The sequence below is a fragment of the Mycobacterium sp. genome, assembly GCF_049281135.1.
Lineage (GTDB): Bacteria > Actinomycetota > Actinomycetes > Mycobacteriales > Mycobacteriaceae > Mycobacterium.
This window is the reverse complement of the sequence record NZ_JBAPRN010000630.1, coordinates 1-11,040: the sequence shown is the minus strand read 5'-3', so window position 1 is coordinate 11,040 and position 11,040 is coordinate 1. Positions and strand designations below refer to the sequence as shown.

The window sequence follows — 11,040 nt, the reverse complement described above, 5'->3', positions numbered from 1 at the left end:
GCGTTGGGCTGTTGCTGACCACCTACTTCGGCTGCATCGTCGGTAATGGCGACACCCGCGGGTTTCTGCACCTGCCCGTCAGCGACGGCACGAACGTCCGGGTTGCGATGCTGCTGGCGGCCGGCTGGTTCGCGGTGTTCGCGCTGCCGTTGCTGCTGACCGCGCATCGGCTGCCTTCGCCGACTGACGTTTTCAGCCCCGTGCGCGGTGTGTTCGGCAGCTACCGCAAGCTGTGGCAGGACCTGGTCACCGAGTGGCACCGTGACCGAAACCTGGTGTACTACCTGGTCGCCAGTGCGGTCTTTCGCGACGGACTGGCCGGCGTCTTCACCTTCGGCGGCGTGCTCGGCGTCAACGCGTACGGGATCTCGCCGGCCGATGTGCTGATTTTCGGCGTGGCCGCCAGTGTGGTGGCGGCGGTAGGGGCCGTCTTCGGCGGTTTTCTGGATGACTGGGTCGGATCCAAGCCAATCATCATCGGATCACTGGCCAGCATCATCGCGGCCGGGTTGGCCATGATGGCGTTGTCGGGGCCTCGCGCGTTCTGGATCACCGGGCTGCTGCTGTGTCTGTTCATCGGCCCAGCGCAGGCATCGGCGCGGACCCTGCTGCTGAGGATGTCCAGCGCAGGAAAAGAAGGCGTCGCCTTCGGCCTCTACACGATGACCGGGCGTGCGGTGTCGTTCGTGGCGCCATGGCTGTTTTCGGTGTTCGTCGACGTTTTTGGGGCGGTCCGGGCCGGCATGGGCGGCCTGTGCCTGGTGATGGTGGTTGGGTTGCTGATCTTGCTGATTGTGCGCGCCCCGCACCGGATTCCGGCCACTGAGCGTGACTGAACGGGACTAGCCCGACCCGTTGCAGATCGTCAGGCCAACGCCGCTGCGCTGGTTGATCTCGACTCCGTCCACGGTCACCGTGCACGTGACGTCGTGTCCGATGTTCACGATGGTGACGTTCGGCGTCTTGCTGCCGGACTCGGGCAGGGTTACTTCCTTGGTCCACGGCAACCCGACGTTGAACTCGGTCTGCATCATCCCATCGTTGTCGACGTAGGTGATGCTGATCGCGCGGCCGTCGCCGCTGACGTTGTACACCACGGTCTGCATCGCGCTGGGATCAGCCGGCTGGCTGGGCTCAGTGGTGGCCGGTTCGGGTGCGCTGGCCGACGGTGGTGGCGATGCCTTCGGCGCAGGGTGCGAGCTCGGCGTCTCGGGCAGTGCGGGTACCGCCGTTTGCCTTCTGGCGGTGCCGTTGGCGATCACCAGGGCGATGACCAATGCGGTAACCAGAACAACCGCCGCGGCGGCGGCGATCCAGAGCCAGCGCGGTGCTTTAGGTCGCCCGGGCTCGGGTTCCTGCGGCGACCGGTCGGGCGGAGGCTGACCCTGCAGCCAGTACTGAGGCAGCCTCTCGGTGGGGTGCGTGGAGTTCGGGTCGGGCGGCGAGCCGTAGTAAGGGGGCGGATAGAACGAGTGACCGCTGTAAGCCGGGTCGGTGTACGACGAGTCTGGCTGACGCAGTCTTTGCGGTTGTTCGGTCCGCTCTTGGGCTGAACGGGTGCGATCGGGATGACGTCGATCGCTCATGCCCACCTCATTTCTGCAGGGTACCTGCAGCACAACCGTCGGCGCCGAAATGTCCGGTGAACAGTGGTAATGCTCGTCATTCCGGCGCGACGTCGACGGTCAGGGCGGCGACCGTCATCTCCCGCATCACCGCACGTGACCGCGCCGCGCGTGCAGCTTTGCCGTCGGCCGGCTTCAGACTGTGCGGCGTCGAGTTGAGCAAACCGAACGCGGCGTGCGCCATCAGCCGGGCGTCGGTTTCGGCAAGTCCGGGGTCGAGTTGGCGCAGCACGCCCACCCATACCTCGACGTACTGGCGCTGGGCGCGGCGCACCTGGCGTTCGGCGGCGGCCGGCAGATAGGCGAGATCGCGATCCTGAATCCGAATGAGGTCGGGCTCACCCAGCGCGAAGTCGAGGTGAAAGTCGATCAAGCCGTTCAGCGCCGCGGCGGCATCGGTCTGACGGGATCGGACCCCGCGGGCGCCATCGAGTAGGCGAGTGCTGATGCCCACCAGCAGCTCAACGAGCAGCGACTCCTTGTTGGGAAAATGCCGATAGATCGCCGGGCCGCTGACTCCCGCCGCGGCGCCGATGTCTTCAAGCCGCACCGCCAGAAACCCGCGCTCGGCGAACAACCGCTCCGCCGCGGCAAGCAGTTGCAGGCGGCGGTCCGATTTGCGTCGGCTGCGGGGGTTCGGTGCCGGTATGTCGTCATTACGCTCGACCGGAGCGGACGCTGCCATCCTGCCTCCCTAGACACTTCGGTTAATCACCACTAACATAGCACGAGTTAGTGACCATTAACCGAAACTGGCCTGCAACCAATGACCTCTCCGGCGGAAAACCGCGACGCGCACACCGCGCTCGTCGCACAGTTGCGCGACAAGCTGGCCACAGCCGCGCTGGGTGGTTCGGAACGTTCCCGGGCCCGCCATGTCGACCGAGGCAAACTGCTACCCCGGGATCGCGTCGACGGACTGCTCGACCCCGGTAGCCCGTTGCTCGAAGTCGCCCCGCTCGCGGCCGACGGGATGTACGACGACGAATGCCCGGGGGCCGGCATCATCACCGGCATCGGCAGGATCTCGGGCCGCGAATGCATGATCGTGGCCAACGATGCGACGGTCAAAGGCGGCACGTACTACCCGATTACCGTCAAAAAGCACCTGCGCGCTCAGGAGATCGCGAGCCAGAACCGGCTGCCCTGTATCTATCTGGTCGACTCCGGTGGCGCCTTCCTGCCCCGCCAAGACGAGGTCTTTCCCGACCGTGATCACTTCGGCCGGATCTTCTACAACCAGGCCAATCTCAGCGCGCAGGGCATCCCGCAGATTGCAGCGGTGTTGGGATCGTGCACGGCCGGCGGTGCCTACGTTCCTGCCATGAGCGACGAGGCAGTGATCGTTCGCAATCAGGGCACTATCTTTCTCGGCGGACCGCCGCTGGTGAAGGCGGCCACCGGGGAAGTCGTATCGGCCGAGGATCTTGGTGGCGGAGAGCTGCATTCGAAGATCTCCGGTGTCACCGATCACCTCGCTTACGACGACCGCGACGCACTGCGCATCCTCCGGCGCATCGTCTCGACGCTGGGGCCGCGCGAGCCTCGGATCTGGGACGTGTCGCCCACGGTTGATCCGATTGCCGATCAATCTGAGCTCTACGACGTAGTTCCGATCGACCCGCGGATTCCCTATGACGTGCGCAATGTCATCACGCGGCTGGTTGACGGCGGCGAATTCGGCGAATTCAAAGCCGAATACGGCAGCACGCTGGTCACCGGGTTCGCTCACATCCACGGCCATCCGGTCGGCATCGTCGCCAACAACGGGGTGCTGTTCTCCGAATCCGCGGTCAAGGGTGCGCATTTCATCGAGCTCTGCGACAAGCGGATGGTGCCGCTGCTGTTCCTGCAGAACATCTCGGGGTTCATGGTGGGCCGCGACTACGAGGCCGGCGGCATCGCCAAACACGGGGCCAAGATGGTGACCGCGGTGGCCTGCGCGCGAGTGCCCAAGCTGACCGTCGTGATCGGCGGGTCCTACGGCGCGGGTAACTATTCGATGTGCGGGCGGGCGTATTCGCCGCGCTTCCTCTGGATGTGGCCGAACGCGCGGATTTCGGTGATGGGCGGCGAGCAAGCCGCGTCGGTGCTGGCGGCGGTGCGCGGAGAGCTGACCGCCGAGGAGGAAGAAGCATTGAAGGCGCCGATCCGCGCGCAGTACGAACATCAGGGCAACCCGTACTATTCGACGGCGCGGCTCTGGGATGACGGCGTCATCGATCCCGCCGATACCAGAACTGTTGTCGGTCTTGCACTTTCGGTGACATCCACCGCGCCGGTCGACCCGGTGTCCTACGGCGTCTTCCGGATGTGAGCGCGATGGGTTTCAACACGGTTCTGGTAGCCAACCGGGGCGAGATCGCCGTCCGGGTCATTCGCACACTCAAGGCGATGGGCATCCGGTCGGTCGCGGTGTACAGCGACGCCGACGCCAACGCGCTTCACGTCGCGTCGGCGGACGTCGCGGTCGCGATCGGCCCGGCGCCCGCACGCGACAGTTACCTGAGCATCGCCGCTATCGTCGACGCGGCTGTGCGCACCGGAGCTGAGGCTGTTCACCCTGGCTACGGGTTCCTCTCGGAGAACGCCGATTTCGCGGCCGCCCTGGCTGCGGCGGGAGTGACGTTCATCGGGCCGCCGGTGGGCGCCATCCAGACCATGGGCGACAAGATCGCGGCTAAGGGCACCGTGTCAGCCTTCGGGGTGCCGGTGGTTCCCGGGATCGCGCGGCCTGGCCTGAGCGACCAGGAGCTGATCGCGGCCGCCGATGAGATCGGCTATCCGGTTCTCGTCAAGCCGTCCGCCGGTGGCGGTGGCAAGGGTATGCGCATGGTCGAGCAGTCGGGTGACCTGGCCGCCGCGCTGGTCAGCGCCCGTCGCGAATCGTCCGCCGCCTTCGGCGACGACACTCTGTTCCTGGAGCGATTTGTGCTGCGCCCCAGACACATCGAGGTTCAGGTCTTGGCCGATGCGTACGGCAACGTCGTGCACTTCGGCGAGCGGGAGTGCAGCCTGCAGCGCCGCCATCAGAAGGTCATCGAGGAGGCGCCGTCACCGCTGCTGGATGCCGAAACGCGGGCCCGAATCGGCGCCGCCGCATGCGATACCGCCCGCAGCGTCGACTACACCGGCGCGGGCACGGTGGAGTTCATCGTCTCGGCCGACCGGCCCGACGAGTTCTTCTTCATGGAGATGAACACCCGCCTACAGGTCGAGCACCCGGTCACTGAGCTGGTCACCGGATGGGATCTGGCCGAGTGGCAGGTCCGGATCGCGGCGGGCGAGAAGCTGACCGTGAGTCAGGCTGATATTGCCTTGCAGGGCCACGCGATCGAAGCGCGGATCTACGCCGAGGATCCAGCGCAGGGCTTCCTGCCTACCGGTGGCGATGTGCTGGCAGTGGTGGAACCCGATGCGGCGGGCGTGCGGATTGACTCGGGCTTGTCGGCGGGGATGGTCGTCGGCAGCGACTACGACCCGATGCTGGCCAAAGTCATTGCGCATGGCCCGGATCGGGCCGCCGCGCTGCGAACCCTGGATCGTGCATTGGCCGACACCGCGGTGCTCGGTGTGGTCACCAATATCGAGTTCGCCCGGTTTTTGCTGGCCGATCCCGATGTCGTCGCCGGCCGGCTCGACACCGGACTATTGGACCGTCGCGCCGGCGATTTTGTCGCGGCAGCGCCCGCCGACGACCAGTTCATCGCCGCGGCAGCTTTCCGCTGGTTGCGATCCTTCCCAGGGCCGGGTGCCGACCTGTGGGAGGTGCCGACCGGGTGGCGAGTCGGGTGCCGAGCGCCGGTCAGCATTCGGCTAAGGGCCGGGGAACGCACCGACCACGTTCACATCTCCGGTGCGCCGGACGCTGCCGAAGTTCGCGTCGAAGACGGGGAATCCCGCTCGCTGCAGGCCGCTTTGACGGGCGACCAGCTGATAGTGACTATCGACGGGCTACGCGCGGGGTACACGGTCGCCGCGGCGGACAGCAAAATCTGGCTGGCCGGCGACGGCATCTTCGCGGTGCTCGACGAGGTGCGCGAAGCGCCGGTGCGTGAGGACGAGGAGCACAGCGGCGACGCCGAATTGACCAGCCCCATGCCCGGCGCGGTTGTCGCGGTCAGCGTCACCGATGGCGCTGAGGTCGAGGCGGGCGCGGTTGTCGTCACGGTCGAAGCGATGAAGATGGAACACGCGATGACGGCACCCGTCGAGGGCGTGGTCGAGCTCCTCGTCGCTGTGGGTGACCAAGTCAAGGTGGGTCAGCCGCTGGCCCGGATTGCCGCGAGAACAACTGCAGAATCGAAGGATAATGAGTGATTTCTTGTCGACCGGGACACTTCCGGACGAATACCAACAGTTGGCCAAGACGGTCCGCGACTTCGCCCAGAGCGTTGTCGCCCCGGTAGCCGCAAAGCATGACGCCGAGCACTCCTTCCCGTACGAAGTGGTGGCCGGCATGGCCGACATGGGCCTGTTCGGTCTGCCGTTCCCCGAGGAGTGGGGCGGCATGGGCGGCGACTACTTCGCCCTGTGCCTGGCGCTGGAGGAGCTGGGCAAGGTCGACCAGAGCGTGGCGATCACGCTGGAGGCCGGCGTCTCGCTGGGCGCCATGCCCGTCTACCGGTTCGGCACCGATGAGCAGAAGCGGGAATGGTTGCCGCAGTTGGCCAGTGGTCGTGCGCTAGGCGCGTTCGGTCTGACCGAACCGGGCGGCGGCACCGATGCCGGCGCGACCAAGACCAGCGCACAACTCGACGACGGCCAATGGGTGATCAACGGCTCCAAGCAGTTCATCACCAACTCCGGCACCGAGATCACCAAGCTGGTCACCGTCACGGCCGTGACCGGCGAGCGCGACGGTAAGAAAGAGATCTCGTCGATCCTGGTTCCGGTGCCGGCGCCGGGATTCACCGCGGAACCCGCCTACAACAAGGTTGGCTGGAACGCCTCCGACACCCATCCGCTGAGCTTCGACGACGTGCGGGTACCCGAAGAGAATCTGCTCGGTGAACGCGGCCGCGGTTATGCCAACTTCCTGCGCATCCTCGACGAGGGCCGCATCGCGATCGCGGCGCTGTCCACCGGCGCCGCGCAGGGATGTGTTGACGAGAGTGTCAAGTACGCGCGGGAGCGCGAGGCATTCGGGCAGGCGATCGGCCGGTACCAGTCCATCGCGTTCACCATTGCGCGCATGGAAGCCCGCGCCCACACCGCCCGCACCGCCTACTACGACGCCGCGGCGCTGATGCTGGCCGGTAAGCCGTTCAAGAAGCAGGCCGCGATCGCCAAGCTGGTCGCCAGCGAGGCGGCCATGGACAACGCCCGAGACGCCACCCAGATTCACGGCGGCTACGGGTTTATGAATGAATTCACTGTGGCCCGGCATTACCGGGACAGCAAGATTCTCGAGATCGGTGAGGGGACCACGGAAGTGCAGCTGATGCTGATCGCCCGCGAGGTGGGCCTGTGAACTCGAGTGAGCGGAACGAGCGGCAGCGAGCGACGGGAACGAGACGAACGGTGAGCCTGTGACGAACGGTGAGCAGCCGCTACGCGAGGTCGTTCAGCGCGGACTGTGGTTCGAAGAATTCGAAACCGGCGTGCGATACCTGCATCGTCCGGGGCGGACCATCACCGAAGCCGACAATGTGTTGTTCACGACGTTGACGATGAACACACAGGCGTTGCACCTGGATGCCGCATTCTCCGACGCGCTGCCGCCGTTCAACCAGCGGCTGGTGAACTCGATGTTCACCTTGTCGACCCTGGTCGGGTTGTCGGTCGCTCAGCTGACTCAAGGCACCATTGTCGGCAACCTCGGTTTCTCCGAAATCGCTTTCCCCAAACCGCTTTTCCACGGCGACACCTTGTACGCCGAGACCGTCATCGTCGAGAAGCGGGCATCGAAGAGCCGCCCCGGAGAGGGCATCGTGACGTTCGCGCACACTGGTCGCAACCAGCACGGCGACGTGGTCGCCACCGCGAACCGTAAGACCATGGTGCGGATGCGACCGGCTGAGGCAAGCGACTGATGGGTCTGCAGAATCCAGGACCGGCGTGGCTGTTCTGCCCAGCGGACCGCCCAGAGCGTTACCAAAAAGCAGCAGCCGCAGCCGATATCGTGATCCTCGACCTCGAGGACGGCTGTGCGGCCGCCGATCGGCCCGCCGCGCGCACGGCGCTGGTCGACGTCCAACTCGATCCGGCCCGCACCGTGGTGCGCGTCAATCAGTTCGGCACCGCCGATCAGGAGCTTGATCTGCAAGCTCTGATGCAGACTCCCTACGACACCGTCATGCTGCCGAAATGCGAAGCGGTCGAACACGTTAGCGCCCTTGCTCCGCTGAATGTGATTGTGCTCGTGGAATCACCGTTGGGTGCCCTGGCCGTCACCGAGACCGTCCAGGTGGGCAATGCGATTGCTGTGATGTGGGGTGCTGAGGACTTGTTCGCCGTTCTGGGCGGCACGGCCAACCGGTACCCGGACGGCAGCTACCGCGAAGTTGCCCGCCATGTTCGTTCGCAGTCGTTGTTGGCGGCGAAGGCATACGGCCGCCTTGCTCTGGACTCGGTCTACCTCGACATCAAAAATCTCGATGGGCTGCGTGCCGAGGTCGACGACGCCGTGGCCGTGGGCTTTGATGCGAAGGTTGCTATCCACCCCAGCCAGGTGACGGTGATCCGGGCCGGTTACGCGCCGTCCGTCGCCGAGGTGCATTGGGCGCGAGCCGTTCTGGCCGCGGCCGCCGATGAACGCGGCGTCTTCGCATTTGAGGGCAAGATGGTAGATGCGCCAGTCCTGCGGCGAGCCGAGCGGATTGTGCATCTGGCCGGCGAGCCTGGCTCGTAGCAGCCCGGCGCTGCTCGATCCGTAGCGATCGTTACTTGCGTTGGGCCGAGGCCAATCGGGCGGCGAACTCCGGTGACTGAATCGAGGTGGCCTGCGGCCCGAGTTCGGTGTTTTTGGCCAGCTCGTGCAGGTCGACGTCGAGCGATCCGGGGCTGGCCGTAGCGCGCATGGTGGCTTTGGTCGCCAGCACGACGTCGCGCGGCGCGGCCGCCGGACCGGCCGCCAGTTCCAACGCGGCGGCAACCGGATCGTCGGCGACGCTGAGCGCCAAGCCATGTCGCACAGCGGATTCGGCGTCGAAGCGCATACCGAACAGCAAGGCCGCACGGGCCACCTGCGGTCCAACTGCGCGCTGCAGCATCCACGTCGCGCCGCCACCGGGGTGAATCCCCAACTTCTGAAAACGGCTGTCGAACAACGCGTTTGGACCGACTATGCGCACATCGGCGGCCAACGCCAAGTTCAGGCCTGCGCCGACCGCGGGGCCGTTGACGGCTGCGATCGTGGGCAGCGCGCACTTGCCGACGGCCATGAATCCGTCGTAGAGCTGCACCAGTCCCTCCTCGGCGGCACTGCCCAGCGCGCTGAGATCCGCGCCGGCGCAGAACGCTTTACCGGCACCGGTGACGACAACGGCGTGCACCCCGGGGTCGGCCTCGGTCCGTTCCACCGCGGCGCGCAGCTGTTTCGACATCTCACCGGTAACGGCGTTGCGTCGTTCGGGATCGTTGACGGTGATCAGCGCGACGTGGTTGTCGATGCTGTACAGCACCAGGTCGGATTGGGACATCGGGCACCTCCGTTGATTCGCCGCCGCCGGTACGCAGCACACCATTGACGACAATGCCACCTACACCTCACTGGTCGCAGTGCGACCGACAGGCGCGCTCCGGCAGTGTGTGGTTTCACAAGATAGCTGACGGTTGTCTCGCGACCTGGTTGATACACCACCAATGTCGGAAACTCGGCCGTGTCGAATGCGCAACTCAAGGTGCACATCAAAGTCGCGCCGACATCGTCCCGGGCAGTTATCGTCCGCCGGTGGATATGGCTGCTAGTGGGCGCGCTGCCCAGCCTCGGATACAGCGACACCAACGATGCGTCGGCTACTCTTCCGTCTCGGCGTCGGTTTCCAGAACGCGCACTTTCACCAAACCCGGCTGCGGCATGACCACATGGGCCATCACATGCACGTTCAGATCGACGTCGTCGTGACCGGTGATCGTGACGTAGCCGGCCGCGACGGATTCATCTGGCGCTCTCTCGGGCAGGGTCACATAGACCTCGACCTTCTGCGACTCTCCCGGCGCTAGCTGCGCATCGGTGGGTGTCACGACCAAAGTGAAGCCATCAGCCGGCGTTGCCGCGCATTTGATTGCGGCCGGTTCTGAATGATTGTTCTCGATGAGAAGGCGAGCGCCGACGGTTGAACCCGCAGTGCCGTCGACATCGAGATTGATTTCGTTCGTCGCCGGCGCCCCCTGGACAGCGTCGGTAAGGCCGCGAACCGATTCGTCGGTTACCGCCAGCAAATCGCAGAAGGAGTCGAGGCTAGCCTCGGCGACCTCGGCCATGTACCCGGGCAAGCGGTCGCGTACGAATGTCATGCCGTGCGATCGAACCGCATCCTCGCCAACGCCGCCCGAGGCGGCCTCGTCCACCAGCGCTCCATACAAACGAGAGCTCCACACCTGCTGGTCGGTGATCCAGGCGCTGAAACGCTGATACCAGAACAACCACTCGGTGGCGTCGCTCCGCAGGGGTGGTTGGGGCGGGGATGGGGGCGGGCCCGCGGCCGCCATCTTGCCCGCCGAAATAAGGCCGCGAGCGTAATCGGCTTGATACCTCGACACGAGCTCAATGAGCCTCGACATAGCCCGGGCGTTGACTTGGGCAATTCCCTGGTACGCGTCGACGGCCTGCCGCTGCGTGAAACGCGTTAGCTCGTCCGCGATGCGGGCGCCGGACACCTCCGGCGCCGCGACCGTCATCAGCAGCTGCTGAAAACCGGCAGTGGATTCGCCCGCACGTTCTATCGCCTCGGTGGCTATCGACTGCATCCGCTGAATCCACTCGGATTCTGGCTGGTGGGTCGTCATATCGCGTCGGCCGGCATCAGCACCCGCAGCAGCACGAACACGAGCAGTCGACCCGGTAGCTGTCACATCTGGTGGGCAGCACGGCGATGGCGACCACGATCGGGCACACCGTACAGCCATCCAACCGAATCGTGACGTAGCCGACCTCGCATTCGTCGACGTCACCGAATTGCCCGCGCTCGATTGCAACGGCCGTTGCCTCGGATTTGGTTCGGCCCGCGTTCGCCTTGGCGTCCTGGTCACCGCATACCACGCGAACCAGCAGCTCGAGCTTTGTCCGGCTGCAGGGTGGCAGGGTCAACGTCCCGGACGGGTTGATTGCCACTTCCCACGGTAGCTCACGGCCCCGCGCAGAACGGACGTTGCTGATCTCCACGTTGACGTTTTCCCGCTCACGTCGGGTGTCGTTCTCCACCTCGATCGGCACGACGCGGACCTCGCCGCAGTGCGCGTAGACCACCAC

General features: G+C 65.6%; 11 protein-coding genes. 6 read left to right on the top strand and 5 right to left on the bottom strand.

Annotated elements, in window-relative coordinates; all coding sequences use genetic code 11:
* Positions 1-836 (top strand): MFS transporter (locus WAN02_RS24930; protein WP_422267420.1); only part of this gene is annotated, 836 nt, incomplete at its 5' end.
* Between the two features lie 6 nt (positions 837-842).
* Here the strand turns inward: WAN02_RS24930 and WAN02_RS24925 are convergent.
* Together WAN02_RS24925 and WAN02_RS24920 are read right to left on the bottom strand one after the other, a co-directional pair.
* On the bottom strand, positions 843-1,586 hold the full coding sequence (locus tag WAN02_RS24925) for an MmpS family transport accessory protein (protein ID WP_422267418.1): 744 nt from the start codon (positions 1,584-1,586) through the stop codon (positions 843-845).
* A gap of 76 nt (positions 1,587-1,662) precedes the next feature.
* Complete coding sequence (locus tag WAN02_RS24920; RefSeq protein WP_422267416.1) at positions 1,663-2,310, bottom strand: TetR/AcrR family transcriptional regulator; 648 nt, start codon at positions 2,308-2,310, stop codon at positions 1,663-1,665.
* Positions 2,311-2,391: 81 nt separating this feature from the next.
* Between WAN02_RS24920 and WAN02_RS24915 the strand changes: the two genes are divergently transcribed.
* Genes WAN02_RS24915 through WAN02_RS24895 form a run of 5 tightly spaced genes read left to right on the top strand, consistent with a single transcriptional unit; the run spans position 2,392 to position 8,478 of the window.
* Positions 2,392-3,942, top strand: coding sequence for a carboxyl transferase domain-containing protein (locus tag WAN02_RS24915; RefSeq protein ID WP_422267414.1), 1,551 nt, complete (start codon positions 2,392-2,394; stop codon positions 3,940-3,942).
* 5 nt (positions 3,943-3,947) lie between these two features.
* Positions 3,948-5,945 carry a biotin carboxylase N-terminal domain-containing protein gene (locus tag WAN02_RS24910; RefSeq protein WP_422267412.1) on the top strand — a complete coding sequence of 666 codons (1,998 nt, stop codon included), beginning with the start codon at positions 3,948-3,950 and terminating at the stop codon, positions 5,943-5,945.
* Positions 5,938-7,098 carry an acyl-CoA dehydrogenase family protein gene (locus WAN02_RS24905; protein WP_422267410.1) on the top strand — a complete coding sequence of 387 codons (1,161 nt, stop codon included), beginning with the start codon at positions 5,938-5,940 and terminating at the stop codon, positions 7,096-7,098. Before WAN02_RS24910 ends, WAN02_RS24905 begins: the two co-directional genes overlap by 8 nt.
* A 58-nt stretch (positions 7,099-7,156) precedes the next feature.
* Positions 7,157-7,660 carry a MaoC family dehydratase gene (locus WAN02_RS24900; RefSeq protein WP_422267408.1) on the top strand — a complete coding sequence of 168 codons (504 nt, stop codon included), beginning with the start codon at positions 7,157-7,159 and terminating at the stop codon, positions 7,658-7,660.
* The gene (locus WAN02_RS24895) at positions 7,660-8,478 is read left to right on the top strand and encodes an HpcH/HpaI aldolase/citrate lyase family protein (RefSeq protein WP_422267406.1); all 819 of its coding nucleotides are present in this window, start codon (positions 7,660-7,662) and stop codon (positions 8,476-8,478) included. Before WAN02_RS24900 ends, WAN02_RS24895 begins: the two co-directional genes overlap by 1 nt.
* 31 nt (positions 8,479-8,509) lie before the next feature.
* Here the strand turns inward: WAN02_RS24895 and WAN02_RS24890 are convergent, their stop codons facing one another.
* The 3 genes from WAN02_RS24890 to WAN02_RS24880 form a co-directional block, all read right to left on the bottom strand.
* A complete protein-coding gene (locus WAN02_RS24890) occupies positions 8,510-9,268 on the bottom strand; it encodes an enoyl-CoA hydratase (protein ID WP_422267404.1) in 759 nt (252 codons plus the stop codon).
* Between the two features lie 316 nt (positions 9,269-9,584).
* On the bottom strand, positions 9,585-10,469 hold the full coding sequence (locus tag WAN02_RS24885) for a hypothetical protein (RefSeq protein WP_422267402.1): 885 nt from the start codon (positions 10,467-10,469) through the stop codon (positions 9,585-9,587).
* A 124-nt stretch (positions 10,470-10,593) separates the two neighbouring features.
* The coding region (locus WAN02_RS24880) for a hypothetical protein (RefSeq protein WP_422267400.1) at positions 10,594-11,040 on the bottom strand (447 nt) is incomplete at its 5' end.

Coding starts and splice junctions, on each gene's coding strand:
- WAN02_RS24925 (WP_422267418.1), bottom strand. CDS start 1,586: ATGAGCGATCGACGTCATCCCGATCGCACCCGTTCAGCCCAAGAGCGG.
- WAN02_RS24920 (WP_422267416.1), bottom strand. CDS start 2,310: ATGGCAGCGTCCGCTCCGGTCGAGCGTAATGACGACATACCGGCACCG.
- WAN02_RS24915 (WP_422267414.1), top strand. CDS start 2,392: ATGACCTCTCCGGCGGAAAACCGCGACGCGCACACCGCGCTCGTCGCA.
- WAN02_RS24910 (WP_422267412.1), top strand. CDS start 3,948: ATGGGTTTCAACACGGTTCTGGTAGCCAACCGGGGCGAGATCGCCGTC.
- WAN02_RS24905 (WP_422267410.1), top strand. CDS start 5,938: ATGAGTGATTTCTTGTCGACCGGGACACTTCCGGACGAATACCAACAG.
- WAN02_RS24895 (WP_422267406.1), top strand. CDS start 7,660: ATGGGTCTGCAGAATCCAGGACCGGCGTGGCTGTTCTGCCCAGCGGAC.
- WAN02_RS24890 (WP_422267404.1), bottom strand. CDS start 9,268: ATGTCCCAATCCGACCTGGTGCTGTACAGCATCGACAACCACGTCGCG.
- WAN02_RS24885 (WP_422267402.1), bottom strand. CDS start 10,469: ATGACGGTCGCGGCGCCGGAGGTGTCCGGCGCCCGCATCGCGGACGAG.